Source organism: Priestia sp. 40 (assembly GCF_049368575.1).
GTDB lineage: Bacteria > Bacillota > Bacilli > Bacillales > Bacillaceae_H > Priestia > Priestia zanthoxyli.
In genome coordinates this window covers 1,657,154-1,673,619 of record NZ_JBMPZA010000005.1, presented here as the reverse complement: position 1 = coordinate 1,673,619, position 16,466 = coordinate 1,657,154, and the positions used below count along the sequence as shown (strand labels likewise).

The 16,466-nt window shown below is 37.7% G+C and carries 17 protein-coding genes; 9 read left to right on the top strand and 8 right to left on the bottom strand.

Annotation, left to right across the window (positions count from 1 at the left end):
* Nucleotides 1-265: 265 nt before the first annotated feature.
* Both ACO1DI_RS09825 and ACO1DI_RS09820 read right to left on the bottom strand, forming a co-directional pair.
* A complete protein-coding gene (locus ACO1DI_RS09825; RefSeq protein ID WP_226556356.1) occupies nt 266-412 on the bottom strand; it encodes a hypothetical protein in 147 nt (48 codons plus the stop codon).
* 30 nt (nt 413-442) lie between these two features.
* On the bottom strand, nt 443-1,069 hold the full coding sequence (locus ACO1DI_RS09820) for an undecaprenyl-diphosphatase (RefSeq protein ID WP_209368010.1): 627 nt from the start codon (nt 1,067-1,069) through the stop codon (nt 443-445).
* Nucleotides 1,070-1,222: 153 nt separating this feature from the next.
* Here ACO1DI_RS09820 and ACO1DI_RS09815 point away from each other — a divergent pair, with 153 nt between their 5' ends.
* From ACO1DI_RS09815 to ACO1DI_RS09805, 3 genes are all read left to right on the top strand, one after another.
* Nucleotides 1,223-2,359, top strand: coding sequence for an MGDG synthase family glycosyltransferase (locus tag ACO1DI_RS09815; RefSeq protein ID WP_423145213.1), 1,137 nt, complete (start codon nt 1,223-1,225; stop codon nt 2,357-2,359).
* A 158-nt stretch (nt 2,360-2,517) separates the two neighbouring features.
* Nucleotides 2,518-3,243 (top strand): response regulator transcription factor, encoded by a 726-nt coding sequence (locus ACO1DI_RS09810; protein ID WP_042991828.1) that lies wholly within the window; start codon nt 2,518-2,520, stop codon nt 3,241-3,243.
* On the top strand, nt 3,221-4,576 hold the full coding sequence (locus tag ACO1DI_RS09805) for a sensor histidine kinase (RefSeq protein WP_014457858.1): 1,356 nt from the start codon (nt 3,221-3,223) through the stop codon (nt 4,574-4,576). The genes ACO1DI_RS09810 and ACO1DI_RS09805 overlap by 23 nt, the downstream gene beginning before the upstream one ends.
* A gap of 34 nt (nt 4,577-4,610) precedes the next feature.
* Here the strand turns inward: ACO1DI_RS09805 and ACO1DI_RS09800 are convergent, their stop codons facing one another.
* A complete protein-coding gene (locus ACO1DI_RS09800; RefSeq protein WP_014457859.1) occupies nt 4,611-5,324 on the bottom strand; it encodes an FTR1 family iron permease in 714 nt (237 codons plus the stop codon).
* A 213-nt stretch (nt 5,325-5,537) separates the two neighbouring features.
* Here ACO1DI_RS09800 and ACO1DI_RS09795 point away from each other — a divergent pair, with 213 nt between their 5' ends.
* The 3 genes from ACO1DI_RS09795 to ACO1DI_RS09785 all read left to right on the top strand — a co-directional run bounded on the left by ACO1DI_RS09795 (nt 5,538) and on the right by ACO1DI_RS09785 (nt 7,783).
* Entirely contained in the window at nt 5,538-6,164 is a 627-nt protein-coding gene (locus tag ACO1DI_RS09795) for an FMN-dependent NADH-azoreductase (RefSeq protein WP_226556353.1), read from the top strand.
* Between the two features lie 157 nt (nt 6,165-6,321).
* The gene (locus tag ACO1DI_RS09790) at nt 6,322-7,215 is read left to right on the top strand and encodes a LysR family transcriptional regulator (RefSeq protein ID WP_014457861.1); all 894 of its coding nucleotides are present in this window, start codon (nt 6,322-6,324) and stop codon (nt 7,213-7,215) included.
* 136 nt (nt 7,216-7,351) lie between these two features.
* Nucleotides 7,352-7,783, top strand: a complete 432-nt coding sequence (locus tag ACO1DI_RS09785; RefSeq protein WP_014457862.1) for a carboxymuconolactone decarboxylase family protein — start codon at nt 7,352-7,354, stop codon at nt 7,781-7,783.
* A 37-nt stretch (nt 7,784-7,820) separates the two neighbouring features.
* Here the strand turns inward: ACO1DI_RS09785 and ACO1DI_RS09780 are convergent, their stop codons facing one another.
* Both ACO1DI_RS09780 and ACO1DI_RS09775 read right to left on the bottom strand, forming a co-directional pair.
* Nucleotides 7,821-9,023 carry an MFS transporter gene (locus tag ACO1DI_RS09780; RefSeq protein WP_116741534.1) on the bottom strand — a complete coding sequence of 401 codons (1,203 nt, stop codon included), beginning with the start codon at nt 9,021-9,023 and terminating at the stop codon, nt 7,821-7,823.
* Between the two features lie 129 nt (nt 9,024-9,152).
* Nucleotides 9,153-9,947, bottom strand: a complete 795-nt coding sequence (locus ACO1DI_RS09775) for an SDR family oxidoreductase (protein WP_025752640.1) — start codon at nt 9,945-9,947, stop codon at nt 9,153-9,155.
* Nucleotides 9,948-10,118: 171 nt separating this feature from the next.
* Between ACO1DI_RS09775 and ACO1DI_RS09770 the strand changes: the two genes are divergently transcribed.
* Nucleotides 10,119-10,703: a DUF502 domain-containing protein gene (locus ACO1DI_RS09770; protein ID WP_014457865.1), complete on the top strand. Its 585-nt coding sequence runs from the start codon at nt 10,119-10,121 to the stop codon at nt 10,701-10,703.
* Nucleotides 10,704-10,727: 24 nt separating this feature from the next.
* Here ACO1DI_RS09770 and ACO1DI_RS09765 read toward each other — a convergent pair whose 3' ends face one another.
* Nucleotides 10,728-11,600, bottom strand: coding sequence for a TetR/AcrR family transcriptional regulator (locus ACO1DI_RS09765; RefSeq protein WP_014457866.1), 873 nt, complete (start codon nt 11,598-11,600; stop codon nt 10,728-10,730).
* A gap of 268 nt (nt 11,601-11,868) precedes the next feature.
* Here ACO1DI_RS09765 and ACO1DI_RS09760 point away from each other — a divergent pair, with 268 nt between their 5' ends.
* Nucleotides 11,869-14,979 carry an efflux RND transporter permease subunit gene (locus tag ACO1DI_RS09760; RefSeq protein ID WP_209368002.1) on the top strand — a complete coding sequence of 1,037 codons (3,111 nt, stop codon included), beginning with the start codon at nt 11,869-11,871 and terminating at the stop codon, nt 14,977-14,979.
* Between the two features lie 36 nt (nt 14,980-15,015).
* Nucleotides 15,016-15,153: a hypothetical protein gene (locus ACO1DI_RS09755; protein WP_014457868.1), complete on the top strand. Its 138-nt coding sequence runs from the start codon at nt 15,016-15,018 to the stop codon at nt 15,151-15,153.
* A gap of 33 nt (nt 15,154-15,186) precedes the next feature.
* Here the strand turns inward: ACO1DI_RS09755 and ACO1DI_RS09750 are convergent, their stop codons facing one another.
* Nucleotides 15,187-15,360 (bottom strand): YozQ family protein, encoded by a 174-nt coding sequence (locus ACO1DI_RS09750; RefSeq protein ID WP_013085357.1) that lies wholly within the window; start codon nt 15,358-15,360, stop codon nt 15,187-15,189.
* Between the two features lie 112 nt (nt 15,361-15,472).
* A complete protein-coding gene (locus ACO1DI_RS09745) occupies nt 15,473-16,459 on the bottom strand; it encodes an ABC transporter substrate-binding protein (RefSeq protein ID WP_226556351.1) in 987 nt (328 codons plus the stop codon).
* Nucleotides 16,460-16,466: the final 7 nt, after the last annotated feature.

Below are 16,466 nucleotides of genomic sequence, written 5' to 3'. Positions count from 1 at the left end.
GATGAATTAATATTTGATACATCAATGTTTGATACATCAACTAATATAAAATAAATAAAAGTGAAAGTCAAGAAAGTGAATAATCTTTTTTTATAAATAATAAAAAGAGAGTGAGATATAACGAAATCAATTTAATCTAAAGACGAACAAATCGGATAAATGAGCCCTTATGGACCGCTTGTGACACGGCAGTTGATTTCCGTGCAAGACTTCGCTTTCCGCGGGCGGCCGGTGAGCCTCCTCGTCGCTTGCGCTTCTGCGGAATCTAACCTGTTCCGCTGTTCCCGCAGGAGTCTTCTCTTTGCCCTCCAATCAACTGCCAGAAGGAACGAAACAGATAAAATCTACGTTCATCGTAACCCAAAAAAACGAACCACTGATCAAACGGTTTGATTAATGGTTCGTTTTTCACTTCAACTATACTATTTTTGTCTCAGCGTCTTTAAGCTGAATGATTTTTTTTACTAATTTGTTCATGCGTGTAAGGAGACAGAAACGGAATACGCTTGATAATCACATCGTGAATCCAGAATAATCGCTGGATAAGAGGAGCTGTTTTATCTGAAAGATAGATAACAAAGCAGCTGATAGCTCCCGCAATTACCATGCCTCCAAGTACATCTGCTGGATAGTGGACACCTACGTAAATGCGTGAAAGGCCCGAGATGACAGCCCATATAAAAATGATGCTTCTCCATTTGTTTTTTCGTAACCACATGATCCAAGCAGCAGAAAAGACTAAAATCGAATGATCACTAACAAAAGATGAATTAGCCGGGTGCGGAATCAGCTTATGAACGTGATGAGTTACAAACGGACGCGGGTGGTAATAGACCAAGTGAATGACTTCATTGATACATAGAGAAAGTACAATTGTAAACAAGATGTATAAAGCCGTGTAACGGTGATAAATTGTTCTTTCTGTTTTTCCGCTAAACCAAAGCAAAAGCAAACAAGCCATTATAAAATAAGGAACGCTATTCGTAATCATAACCATTACAGAATCCATTGCGCTGGATTTACCAGCAAACGAGTTAATCCACTGAAATACTTCGTAATTGAGGTTCATTTGTTTTCTCCTTATACAGTACTTTTCACTCTTAGTTTAGATTGACACTCTAAAAAAACGATGAATTTCACATTAAAAATCAATTAAAATCAGAAATTTAAGGGTATTTAATGATATAAAAAGGAGAGGAAGAAACTGCTTTTAGAATAGGAGATGAAACAGTTGAAAAAGGTTTTATTTTTACCTCTTCTAAAAATGCCTTCTGGCCATCATCAAGTGGCAGAGGCGTTAATGGATATAATGGAAAGAAGAACAACAAATATTTGTTATAAAAAAATAGATTTATTAAGTTACACGAACGAACTATTAGAAAAAGTGGTTACAGGCACGTATTTGAAATGGATTCGTTATGCTCCAGAAACGTACAATATGGCATACAAACATCTCTTTTATGAACCGCCTGTTCATTCATTCAAATGGTATCATCACGTATTCGCAAAAAAAATGGAGCACTTAGTTAAAGAAGAAAATCCGGATTTAATTATATGCACACATGGATTTCCTTCTTATTTGCTCAGTCAATTAAAAGCAAAAGGAAAGTGCAATGTTCCTATTATAAATGTCTACACGGATTTCTTTATTAATAATTTATGGGGGAAAGAAGAAATTGACTTTCACTTTCTTCCGAGTGAAGAAGTAAAAAGAGGGCTTCATGCTCAAAGTGAAATCCCACTTCAAAATATGTTGGTCACAGGAATACCGGTACATGAAGAAATAACAAAAACAAGAACTGTTAAGCATCATGGTAACCAAAATATTTTAATTGCCGGAGGCAGCAGCGGCCTAGGTAATATTATGGATTTCTACAATGATTTAAAAGAAGCGCGCCATTTTCATTATTTTGTTTTATGCGGCAAAAATCAAAAGTTATACGAAGAAATCAAGGGATGGGAATTACAGCACGTTACACCAATTCCGTACATTTCATCACGCACAAAAATGAATGAACTGTATGAACAAGTGGATGCTATTGTAACAAAGCCAGGTGGTATCACGGTCAGTGAAGCTCTTCGCAAAAATTTACCGATTTTTGTTCATTCTGCTTTACCGGGTCAAGAAGAAGTAAATTTACGCTATTTAACAGAGCGAAACTTAGTTCAAGAACTAAAGACAGATCAATCGTTAGAAAATCAGCTACAGGAAGTGCTGCAGGATGCTGATAAAATGAACACATTATATAACGCCATTGCTGCTTATCATAAAGAAATCGAAGCACAAACGCCTGAAGAACTTTTAGCAGTAGTCAATTGGATTTTAGGTGAAAAGCAAACAATTGGTCTTCATGCGTAAAACATTCATGTTTATAAACAATAAGGATAAGCTAAAGAACAAGTATGTTGAAAAAGTAGGGTTTAGATAAAAAAACAAACATCTTTTGAAAAAGGTGTTGTTTTTTTATCTAAAGAAGCTATTCTTTCACTTAAGACACATGGTGAGAGGTGTATAACATGAAAGAGAAAATTTTAATTGTGGAAGATGAAGCGCAAATTGCGAAAGTGTTAAAGATTGAATTGGAATTTGAAGATTATGAAGTAGATATTGAGTACGACGGGAAAGCGGGGTTAGAGACGGCAATATCCGCTCAATATGACCTCATTTTGCTAGACGTGATGCTTCCAAGTCTGAGCGGTATAGAGGTGTTAAGAAGACTTCGGAAAGCGGAAGTATTTACGCCAGTTATTTTATTAACTGCCAGAAACACGACGCTGGATAAGGTAATGGGCTTAGATCAAGGGGCTAATGATTATGTGACAAAACCGTTTGAAATTGAAGAACTGTTAGCACGGGTTCGCTCTTGTATTCGCTATCGTTCGCTTGTAGAAGCATCAGGAACGAAAGAAGCTGAAGCGGAGCTCTTAACGATAAGTGATTTGACTATTAATCTTGAAACAAGGGAAGTCCTTAGAAACAACGAATCCATTACGCTGACACCGAAAGAGTATGATTTAGTCGTGTATTTGCTTACGAATAAAAATAAAATTGTCACGAGAGAAGGAATTCTCACAAACGTTTGGGGCTATGAATATGAAGGAGAAACGAACGTAATTGATGTGTATATTCGTCACTTAAGAAAAAAAGTAGATGAAGGTTTTTCTACTTCTCTCATTCATACGGTGCGAGGCGTAGGATATATGATGAAAGAGGAGAAACATGAAGATCACGACGAAGATTAATTTGCTGACAACAGCATGGCTAGTGGTTATTTTATTAATCATGAACATCGTTGTTTTTTTCTCCTTCACTAAATCTACGGTGAATATGGAACAGGACATTTTATTCGAAAAAGCACGCGAGATTATTCAAAAAGGTCAACAAGATCATTCCGTGGAGCTCTCGCCGGAGTTACTAAAATTTTATTTGACCAATCATTCATTTATCCGAACAGTCTCAGAAAATTCTACGGTCATTAACCAAGTATCAAATGATCCTCATCTAGTGAAAATTAAGCCCGAATTTTCAAAGAAAAAAAAGGTGAAACTTCGCAAAATCAGAGAAAAGCAAGTATTGGTTATTCGCATGCCTGTCAAAGTCAATAATCAAGTCGTTGAAACGCTTGAGATTGGTGAGCTCCTGACTGGTTTTGAAACCCGTAAAGATATTTTGCTGTCGATTTTGATTTTCTGTTCGCTTGTTTCCATTTTACTGTCGCTTTTAGGAGGAAGATGGTTATCACGCGTCATTATGCATCCTATTAAAAATATGGTCACAACAATGAAAGAGATTGAAGAGAGCGGTGTTCCTAAAAAAGTTCTCATTCAAACGGAGACGAGAGATGAACTGCAGGGTATGACTGTTACGTTTAATCATATGATTGACCGCTTGCGAGAAAATATTGAAAAGCAAAACCAGTTTGTTTCCGATGCTTCTCATGAATTAAAAACCCCTCTAACCGTTATTCGCAGTTATTCTAATTTATTAAGAAGAAGAGGGATTAAAAATGAAGAAATTACGCTAGATGCGATCGACACCATCTATGCGGAAGCAACCAAAATGCAAAAAATGATTGAAACGCTGCTTGATCTGGCAAGTGTGGAAAAAGAACAAACGCTTGATATGAAGCAAACAGATCTTGTTCTTATTTTTGAACAAATCGTTAAGCAGCTGCAGCAGGTATACAAAAGAGAATTAGTTCTTCATTATGATCAAACGCCAATTATGATTGAAGTGGATGAACTAAAAATGAAGCAAGTGCTGATTATTTTGCTTGATAATGCAATTAAATACAGTACGGATAAAATTGAAGTGACCGTTGAAAAAAAGCAGGAAGATGTCATTATCAAAGTAAAAGACTATGGAATTGGTATTCCAAAGGAAGATCTTGCACATATTTTTGAACGTTTCTATCGAGTCGATAAAGCTAGAAGCAGAGCTACGGGAGGAACGGGGCTTGGACTATCGATTGCACAAACTATTGTCCGTCAGCATAAAGGCGAGATTTTTATTAATAGTGAAGAAGAACAAGGAACGGAAGTTGTGATTCACCTTCCCGTTTCATCTACAAATTAAGAAAGCCGCCTGTTAACAGGCGGCTTTTGTGTAATTATGATGCCGATTTTTGTTTTCTTACTCGTAATTTTTTCAAGTCCGTTTGGAAAAACAGATAAAGTGATGCAACTGTAAAGATACTAAATCCAATTATTTCAAGTGATTCTCCACCAGCTTCAAATAGCTTAGCCAAACCTTCACCACATAACTCTCCGCCAATAAAAATAAGAAAAACACCAAGCGCTTTAAAGATAATCCACAGGTTCAGCTTAATAGCCGTTTTAAACAGAATGTATGTAATAACGACGGCCAGCAAAATACCACTTATACTTCCAAATGCGATAGAAGAGGCGTGTTGATTTACTTGTGTCAGATTAAAAATAATTAGTTCTGTTCCTTCACGAAAGACAGATAAAAAGGCTAAGGTAATTAATCCCCATTTAGAAGAGTTGCTGGAAATTTTTGATGTGACCGAAGAAGTCATTTCTTTGCTTCGATGCAACCATAGAATAAAATAAGCGATAAGACCTGCAGCTAAAAGCATCATCACTCCTTCAAAAATTTCTTCTGACTCTTCTTCTAACTCTTTCGCCTCATTGAAGCCAATGAAGCCAAATACTAAGCTGAAGATAAGACCAGCAGCAGCCCCGATGAAGACAGAATACTTTAAATCTTTTCGGCCTACTTTTGTAACATGAGCTAAAATAATTCCAATGATAAGTGATGCTTCTAAACCTTCACGAAGCGACAAAGCCAAACTTGACCACATAAAAAGCTCCCCTTACTTTAAATGATAACAATCAATTTCCCTCTAATTTTAATGATAATGATTATCGTTGTCAATGTGATTTTTGGCTCTTTAATAAATTCTTATATAGGATTTTTCAGACTAAAGTATGAGAGTATTTCATTATAAAGTCGTTCGAAACGTAAGGACAAAGCGAATAAAATAAGAGTATCAACAATCAGTGGAGGTTTTAGTATGAGTTATACTCTTTTTATAAAAGCAAATGATAGATCGGCAAGTGAAGCGGTTAGCGTGAAATTATATAATGCGTTTTTAGAAAGCTATCAACAATCCCACCAAGGTGAAGAAATAATAGAACTAAATTTGTTTCAAGAAGAACTTCCTTATCTAAGTGCCGATATGATAAACGGTCAGTTTAAACTAGCAAGAGGGCTAGAAGTGACGGCAGCGGAAAACAAAGCAGCAGAAATTGCTAATCATTACTTAGAACAATTTGTGAAAGCTGATAAAATTGTCATTGCCTTTCCGCTTTGGAATTTTACTGTGCCAGCAGTGCTTCATACGTACTTTGATTATTTAAATCAAGCAGGCAAAACGTTTAAGTATACGCCAGAAGGTCCTGTGGGATTACTGGGCGATAAAAAAGTGATGTTATTAAACGCGCGAGGCGGAGTATATTCAGAAGGTCCATCAGCTGAGGTCGAAATGGCCGTTAAATATGTCAGCAGCGTATTTCAATTTTTTGGAGTTACGGATGTGAACTCTGTTATTATTGAGGGACATAATCAGTTTCCGGATCGTGCTCAAGAAATTATTGAAAGTGGCCTAGAACAAGCAGCACAAGCAGCCAAAACATTTTAAATAACCGTAGTAAAAAAGGACAGGACAAAAGTATTTTAGGTGAAGGTATATCCGAACGATAAATCGTTCGGATTTTTTGCTGTATATCTTAAAAGTTAATAGGTAAAATGAATAAATAAGATAAAAGATATTCGCTTTATCTATAGGAGGAGCAGAGATGGATATTCGTCAGCTTAATTATTTTTTAGAAGTCGCCAAATTAAGGAGCTTTACTAAAGCATCTCAAAGTCTTCATATTTCACAGCCGACCTTGAGCAAAATGGTGAAAAACTTAGAAGAAGAATTGGAAGTAGAATTAATTGATCGTTCCGCAAGACAGATTGATTTAACGGATGCCGGGGAAGTTGTGTATGCGCAAGGACAAAAAGTTATGGCATCCATTGATGAGCTATCGACTTATTTATATGATGTGATGAATCTGAAAAAAGGAATGATTAAAATTGGAATTCCTCCATTGATTGGAGTGCTGTTCTTTCCAAAGATTATTAAAGGGTTTCAGCAGCTCTATCCAGATATCACAATTAAACTTATTGAATACGGAGCCAATCGTGTTCAAAAAGCAGTAGAAAAAGGAGAGTTAGACCTAGGTGTAGCGGTGCTTCCAGTAAATGAACATCTTTTTGACATTAATCCTTTTATCTCTGAAAAAATGCTTTTATATGTTCACCACTCTCACCCTTTAGCCTCTAAAACTCATGTGGAAATTAATGAACTAGCCCAAGAGAAATTTATTTTATTTAATGAAGATTTTACGCTTCACGACCGGCTTATTCAGGCGTGTCAACAAGCAGGATTTGAACCTAATGTAGCTTACGAGAGCTCTCAATGGGATTTTATCGGTGAAATGATCGCGGAAAACTTAGGTGTATCTATCTTTCCACAATCCATTGCAGCAAAAGTGGATTCTGCTATCGTAAAAGCAGTTCCTATTACTAATCCTTCAATTTCATGGGATTTAGGATTGATTTTAAAAAAAGATAAATATATTTCATATGCCTCTAAACAATTCCTCCACTATATGAATGAACAGCATTCTGTTTTATATAGATAAAATGCATATGTTGTATTGAATATATGTATTTTACGAAAGAAAGAATGTGCGCTAAAGTAGATAGTGTAGAAAACATACACGAAAACAAACATTGATTCCGCGCGGTGTCAGTAAAAAATACGGAGGCTGATTTTACATGGCACAAAATAGTTATCAAAAAGGTTTAGATAAATTAATGGAATATACGTTAACGAGTAACGATGATATTTCGACTCATTTAAAAATTACGGAAGACTTAAAAGACCTAGCTCCTGACGTTGGGAAATATATTATTGAATTTGCCTATGGAGACATTTATTCACGACCAGGTTTAACGAATAAGCAGCGAGCATTAGTAACCATTTCATCACTGGTTACTCAGGGTACAGAGCCTCAGCTTGAGCTGCATTTAAACACAGGTTTAACAGCTGGGCTAGAGCCGAATGAAATTGTGGAAAGCATCATTCAATTAATTCCATACACAGGTTTCCCTCGCGTGTTAAATGCTTTAAGCGTAGCTAAGAAAGTATTCGCTCAGCGTGACGTGGAAGTAGAGACAGGCGAAAAAGAGCTAGTAGAAAATAAATAATAAGCACAAAAAAGACGCTCTAAAAGAGCGTCTTTTTTTATGCGAGCTGCTTTTGTTTGGTTTCTTTTCCTAGAAAAACAACCGAACCAACACCGATTAAAATAGCTGCACAAAAGATTGAGAACGTAACGGTTAAAGAAGCACCTTGAGTTGACATATACCCAACTAACAGCGGTCCTAGAATTCCTCCAATTCGTCCAAAAGAAGCGGCCATTCCAGCTCCTGTGCCTCGAATAGATGTCGGATATTGCTCAGGTGTATACGCGTATAAAGCTCCCCAAGCGCCTAAGTTGAAGAAAGACAACAACATTCCTGCTGTTAGCAGCAGCCAAAGTGACTCCGCATTTCCGAAGATATATGCGCTGGCAGCCGTACCTAACAGATATGTGACCAATACGAATTTTCGGCCCATGCGTTCAATAAACCAAGCAGCCGTATAATAGCCAGGCAGCTGAGCTAATGTCATAATCAATACGTATTCAAAGCTTTTGATTAAGCTAAATCCTTTAATGACCATGACGCTAGGTAGCCATAAAAACATGCCGTAATATGAAAATACAACGCAAAACCACAGAACCCACAGCATAATCGTAGATTGACGATAAGGCTTAGACCACACGCTTCTTACATTGTCCGCAATCGACGGTTTCTTTTCTTTTGTCGCTTCCACAAACTGAGGAGAATCTGGCAGTTTGATGCGCAAATAAATGGCATAAAACGCTGGAATAGCCGTTAGGATAAGAGCTAGCTGCCACCCGTAAGCTGGGATTACAAAGTAAGAAATAAGCGCTGCCAGTAGCCAGCCGAACGCCCAAAAACTTTCTAACAAGACGACCACTTTACCCCGTTTTTCCGGCGCCACGGTCTCAGAAACAAGTGTAGAAGCAACAGGCAGCTCTCCTCCTAAACCCATTCCAATTAAAAATCGAAATACTAAAAAAGCAGCAAGGGTAGTAGTAAGAGCCGAAAGGCCGCTTGCCACTGAAAAAAGAACAAGAGTCACAATAAAAACGGTTTTTCGCCCAATTCGATCAGCAAGCAACCCGAACACCAGAGCTCCAACGGCCATCCCGATCGAGTTAACGCTGCCTATCCAACTCATTTCAGTAGGGGAAAGTCCCCATTCAGCGTGAAGAGCTGCAATGATAAAAGACAAAATGCCAACATCCATTGCATCGAAGAGCCATCCGAGCCCTGCGATGCCAAGAAGCTGACGTTCTGATAATTGTTTTGTTTTCATGTCTTCCTCCTAGAAGCAAAGAATTTTGCTTTAAGTTTACACCTGTCTTGACATAATGTCACGTCTATTTTAAAGAAAAAATTCAAACGGAAAAGCTCTATACCTTGTGGTATAGAGCTAATTGTATTCTCACATTTTATCGTAAAGCATTTTTCCAGGCCATGTATACGCCATATGACCGCCATCTACCGTAATGCAATCACCCGTTACATATGAGCTGTCATCGGATGCTAAAAATAATACAGCCCCGGCTACTTCTTCCGGTTTACCTAAACGGCCCATCGGATCCACCCATTCATATGCTTTTCTGAATTTTTTTCCTTCTTCAGCGCCTGATAAATCATCAAGAAGAGGTGTTTCAATTGTTCCAGGAGCGATTGAGTTAACGCGAATACCTTCACGAGCGTAGTCAATTGCCATGGTTCTTGTTAAGTTGGTAATAGCACCTTTCGCTGCGTTATAGCCAGAACGGTCTAAGTCTGCTGCCAGTCCGGATACGGATGAATTATTAATAATCGATCCGCCATTTTCTAACATCAGCGGAATAACGTATTTGCTTACAAGAAATGTTCCGCGTAAATCTACCGACATTAAGCGATCCCAAAGTTCTACTGGATATTCGTGAAGTTTGCCGCCTTCTGTGTCTGTCCCTGCATTATTAAAAAGAATGTCTACTTTTCCAAATTTCTTTTCAATTTCTGCTGTGAATTCTTTTACTTTTTCTTCTTCAGCTACATCGATATAGTAGGCGTAGGCTTCACCGCCAGCGTCTTTAATTTCTTGAGCTACTTTTTTCACACCGTCTAAATTAATATCGGCACAAATAACAACCGCGCCTTCTTTCGCAAAGCGCTCAGCAGTTGCTTTTCCTATACCAGAGCTTGACCCTGTAATAACAGCAATTTTTGATTCTAAACGTCCCAATTGTATCCCTCCGAAAAAATAAATATATAAGTATGTATGTTCATGTACCCATCTATTATTTTGATAAAACGTCCCTAGTTTATACGTATGTGAATAAAAATAAAGAGACGCAGATGAAGCCAATCCATTGTATAATGAACAGCAGTATGTCAGAAAAAATGAGGTGTTTGCATGAAAGCAATCATAAAAAGTTTTATTAATGGACTCTTAACTATTGTCCCTATTATCCTTGTTATTTATATTTTGGTAAGAGTGTTTAATTTTTTAGACAGCATTTTAGGAAACGTATTGAAGCCCTATATGAAGCAGGATTATATACCTGGGATCGGAATCTTGGTGACTCTTGTTTTAATTACGTTTTTAGGATGGTTATCCACTCGTTTTTTTGCGGGGAAAATTATTAACTTAATTGATCGATTGTTAGAAAAAATACCACTTGTTAAAACGCTATATAGTGTTATTAAAGACACGTTTCAATCTTTTCTTGGAGAGAAAAAGTCATTTTCAAAAGTCGCTTTAGTGACGATGCCTGGCACGTCAATGAAAGTCATTGGATTTGTAACGTCTGAAGAAGTAGACGAGGTGATTCATTCATTAAAAGAACACGTAGCCGTCTATGTTCCACAAACTTTTCAAGTAGCGGGCTTTACTTTTTTGATTCCAAAAGAAGAAATTGAATGGTTAGATATTAAGCCGGAAGAGGCAATGAAGTTCGTGTTATCTGGGGGAGTATCTAGTTCAAAAGCAGAAAAATAACAGAAGGCTTGTTGAAGCCTTCTGTTATTTTTGTTGGAGTAAGGTTGTTAAAAGATTAAGCGGTTCTTCCAACGGTTTAAGTTCCGTTAAATTCCCCACCATGCCTTTTACAATAGCAGCAGTAGGCTTATCTTTTTTAAGTTCCGTTTTTAAAATGTGAAAGCTGTCTGCGTGCTCATCAGAAATATGATCGCTGGTGTCTAGCAGATGTTTAATTTCCTCAAGAGCTTGTTTTACCTGCTCATTTTTACTTAGAAAAGTCGTTCGTTCCTTTCCGTATATGTCTTCACCAAAAGAAGCTGGAATAAGGGGACGAGGTTTTCTAGTTAATAAATCTTCTACTAATACATCAACTCGGTCCATTATGTACTGCGCTACTTCTTTAAAGGTAAGCTCGTATTGATTGAAGATAATAATTTCTAAAAAGGAATGATGAATACCTTCAATCATTTTTGTTAAATCCGAGATATAAGGAGTTACGTCTTCTCCGTATACGCTAACGAGGCTTTTACGATGAAAGTAAAACGTTTCTCGCTGCATTTTATGAACAAAGGTCTCCACTTCTTTGTTAAATGGAATAGACTTTTCACGGATTTGCATGATAATAAAATCTCTGTGCTCTGTAATAAATTCATAGAAATAGATGAGCTGATTCATATAGCGGCTGCGGGCATCGTTTACTTCCTCGTCGAGAGCATAAACAGAACTAAAAAGCTTTTCATAGTAAAAGTTTAGAATCGATAATAAAAGTGCATCCTTAGACTTAAAGTGCAGGTAAAACGCGCCCTTGGAAATATTGCATTCATCTACAATTTCTTGCACAGAGGTAGCATTAAATCCTTTTTTGGCAAAAAGCTTAATCGCTGCTTCAATTATTTTTTTCTCTTTTTCTTTCACGTATTCTACCTCCTTTATTGAACAATTTGGCCATTCATTTCGTTAGATAATAGTATCATACACTAAAAAAGATAAAGGTATATATCAAAGTTGAGAACGAGAGTCAGTTCCTTTAAAAAACGATGATCATAAATATGTCTTTATTATGAACAAGTCAGGAGAGAGCCTGCTTAGGGTTGACACTGACCGGTTAGTCATTTATATTTTAAGTTGTTGTGACCGATCAGTCAATTTTATTAGTATACATACATTTAAAGGAGGATATGCATTGGGGAAGTTTATTAAATTTTCATTAAAAAATAAATTTGCAGTATGGCTGTTAACACTCTTTGTCATTATTGCAGGGCTGTATTCAGGATTTAATATGAAGCTAGAGACCATTCCTGATATTTCAACGCCTGTTGTAACAGTAAGTGCAACTTATCCGGGAGCCACTCCGGAACAAGTGGCAGATAAGGTGAGTAAGCCGATTGAACAAAAGCTTCAGGGACTGAGCGGCGTTGACACAGTTAGCTCGTCTTCTTATGAAAATATGGCTACCATTCAAGTTGAATATAGCTTTAGTAAAAATATGGAGAAGGCAGAAGACGAAGTTAGACGCGCTCTCTCAAACATCGATCTGCCAGATGATGTAGAGGAACCAAATGTTTCAAGACAAAGCATCAGTGATTTTCCGATTATTTCATTAAGTGTTTCAGATGATAAAAAGTCATTAGAAGACTTAACGAAGTATGTGAAAAATACCGTTGTTCCACAAGTTGAAAAAGTGCAGGGAATTTCTTCGGTCAGCGTATCGGGAGAACAAGTTGAAGAAGCAGAACTTGTATTCAAACAAGACAAGCTCAAGCAGCTGGGACTCGATGAAGATACAGTGAAAAAGCTGATCCAAGCATCTGATGCAAAAGTGCCGGCTGGTACGTATACTATGGATGGATCTCAGAAATCCGTTGTGGTAGACGGAAAGATGACAACAGAAAAAGACTTAGAAAACTTAGAGATTCCAGCTGTGCCTAGTCAAGGAGCTGCTCAAAATCAGCAACAAGGAATGAGCCAGCAGCAGACACAAGGAGCCGTGCAGCAGGCGCCGTCCGCAGCTTCGATTCCAACTGTGAAATTAAAAGAAATTGCGGACGTTAAAGTGACGGGGAAAGCAGAATCTATTTCTCGCACGAACGGAAAACCTTCAATTGCTGTACAAGTTGTCAAAGCGAAGGATGCGAACACAGTAAATGTTGTAAATGATATTAAAGAAAAAATGAATAGCCTAGAAAAGAAAAATAAAGACCTCCACGTTGACAATATTTTTGATCAAGGTAAACCGATTGAAGATTCTGTTCATACGATGCTAAATAAAGCTATTATCGGTGCGGTCTTTGCGGTTATTATTATTCTTTTGTTTTTACGTGATATTCGTTCAACGATTATTGCCGTTATTTCAATTCCGCTTTCGCTATTAATCGCCATTTTGGCGCTCAAATCAATGGATATCTCTTTAAATATTATGACGCTTGGAGCGATGACTGTAGCCATCGGAAGGGTGGTAGATGATTCCATTGTCGTTATTGAAAATATTTACCGCCGCATGGCTTATCAGGAAGAAAAGCTTACAGGAAAAGATTTAATTGTCGCGGCGACGAAAGAAATGTTTGTTCCAATTTTCTCTTCTACAGTCGTAACCGTGGCCGTATTCTTACCGTTAGGTCTCGTAGAAGGACCGGTAGGAGAGCTATTCTTACCATTTGCTTTAACGGTTGTTTTTGCACTGTTAGCATCACTGCTAGTAGCGGTAACACTCGTGCCAATGCTTGCTCATTCGTTATTTAAAACAAATGTAAAAGTAAAAGAAGAAAAGCCAAGCAAACTAGCACACGGATATAAGCGAATTTTGAACTGGACGCTAAACCATAAGCTTATTTCCTTTGGGTTAGCCGTACTACTGTTAGTAGGAAGTTTATTCTTAGTTCCTTCTATTGGCGTAAGCTTCTTATCATCCGATCAAGAAAAAACGCTGACGCTTACGTATACACCGAAAGCCGGACAGTCTCAAAGCGACGTAGAAAAAGCAGCGAATCGTGCAGAAGCGTACTTGATGAAGCGAGATGGTGTCAAAACGGTTCAGTATTCGTTCGGTGAAGGTAACTCTTTTAATCCGGGAAGCAAAAATAACGTTTTAACATTTGTGCAATATGACGAGGATACACAAAACTTTGATAAAGAGCAGGATAAAGTATTAAAAGCTCTTAATAAACAAGCGAATCAAGGTGAATGGGGCTCAATGAATACGGCGTCTAGCGGCAGCAATAATTCATTAAACGTCCTTATTTACGGAGATAGCTTAGATGAAATCAAACCTTATGCTGATAAAGTTCAGCATGTTTTAGAAAAGCATAAAGAGCTGAAAAATGTCGATTCTACGCTTTCAGATACGTTTGATGAATATACGCTAGTACCGAACCAAAAGAAAGCTGCTGAACTCGGCTTGTCTGCTAGTCAAATCGGCATGCAAATTTCCAACCTTGGACAGCGTGAAGTATTAACAACTATTCAAAAAGACGGAAACGAAATTAACGTGTACCTTCCAAAAGAAAAAGAGGATTTCTCTACTTTTGCCGAACTTTCAAGCACAAAAGTGACCTCTCAAACTGGACAGGAAGTTACATTAGATGAAGTTGTCGACATTAAAAAAGGTAAAACATCGAATACGGTAACGCGCCGTGATAATAAAATTTATGCAGAGGTAAGTGCCGATATTAAGAGTGACGATGTAGGCGGCGTTTCTTCTAACGTCCAAAAAGAAGTGAAGAAAATTGATTTGCCAAGTGATATGGATATCAGCTTTGGCGGAGCATCAGAGCAAATTAATGACTCATTTAGTCAATTAGGAATTGCTATGCTCGCAGCCATTGGTATCGTGTACTTCGTACTGGTACTGACATTTGGTGGAGGTTTAGCACCATTTGCTATCTTATTCTCACTTCCATTTACACTCATTGGTGCGCTAGTGGCGCTTTTAATCTCTGGGGAAACGATTAGTATTTCTTCGATGATTGGAGCTCTTATGCTAATTGGAATAGTGGTAACAAATGCGATTGTTCTGATTGACCGCGTGATTCATAAAGAGCAAGAGGGTCTTTCAACGCGTGAAGCGTTACTAGAAGCTGGAATGACACGTCTTCGCCCGATCTTAATGACAGCTATTGCAACGATTGGTGCACTGCTTCCACTAGCTTTTGGATTTGAAGGTGGAGGCCTTATTTCAAAAGGGCTAGGGGTTACGGTAATTGGAGGACTAACAAGTTCTACGCTGCTTACGCTCATTATCGTTCCAATTGTCTATGAGCTTTTTATGAAATTCAAGCGCAAAAAAGTAAAAGAGTAGAAGCAAAACAAATTTCCGCTTTTGAGGTGAATAGCGATGAAGTCAATTGATAAACTAATGAAACAGCTGATTCAACAAGGAATTAAAGCAAAGAAAGTAACGATTGATAAATCAAAGCGCCAGCAGTGGATGTCCATGTCATTGCCTAAAACGGCATGGCAGCATTCAAAATAAAAAAGAGCTGACTTAGAGTCAGCTCTTTTTTTATTAACGATCTGTATCTTCAAATGATCCTTCTTGATAGGCATCGCTTACTTGCTCATGTGTTTCTGCTAGACCTTGTGAGAGTGCATCTTGTCGGTTATAATCTTCTGTTTCGAACTGGCGGTCAGCCATTTCATTTGTATCTGGCTGCTTTTTAGGCTGTTTTTTTGAATTCATTTTCACCACTCCTATTTAATAAAGTGAGACCACGGTTAGTGTGCGATGAAAGGAAATACATTATACATGAAAGAAAGAGCTTCGATTCGTCGAAGCTCTTTCTTTCATATTATTATTGTTTTTTATCCAAGAAGATTTTTTCAATATCATCAAGTACGATATTAGCTGCTAAAACACCGCCTGCTGTATTCCAAGTAGCATCATCTACTTTATGAACATGGTCTTCTTGAGCCACTTTTAGCTTTTTAAAGAGAGGATCGTTTATCCATTCTTTTTCAAGCTTTGTTGCTTCACCGTCTCCCGTTTCATAAGAGAAGTAGAATAGCTGATCGCCGTCCATTGCCGGAATGCGTTCTTTTGTTGCATTCATTTCAGCAAAATCATCCTTGTCTTGAGACTCAGGTCGAGCAAATCCAAGCTGGTCTAAAATAACGCCTGAGAATGAATCTTTATGATAAATACGAACGTCTCCAGCTGTAAAGCGTACAACTGAGATTTTTTGTTTTAACTGATCTCCAAGGCGTTTCTTTAAATCTGCTACGCGATTGTCATAGTCAGCTAATACTTCTTTACCTTTTTCTTCTTTATTTACCGCTTTTGCATATAGCTCAAAGTTTGATTTCCAATCTCCGCGCAGCTCTTCAGAAAATACAGTCGGAGCAATTTGACTTAGCTGATCGTAAACTTTTTCTTGACGCATCTTATTTCCGATAATCAAGTCAGGCTTTAAAGCAGCGATTGCTTCTAAGCTTGGTTCGCTTTCTGTACCCACACTTTTAACGCCTTTCATTTGACCTTTAATATGGTCATACCACGGATTTCCTAACCATGATTGAACAGCACCAACAGGCTTTACACCCATTGCAAGAAGAGCTTCAGTACCTTCGTTTGTTAAAACGACCACTCGTTTAGGCGTTCCTTTAATATCTGTTTTATCCATTGCGTGTTTTACTGTATAAGTTTCGCTAGAACCCTCAGTTTTTTCTTTTTTATCCCCGTCAGCGCTGTTTGAATTACCGCAGGCTGCCAGCACAAGCAGTGTCATAATGGTAAGAATGGATAACAAATATGACAACTTGCCTTTAGAATATGTATTCACATCTTTT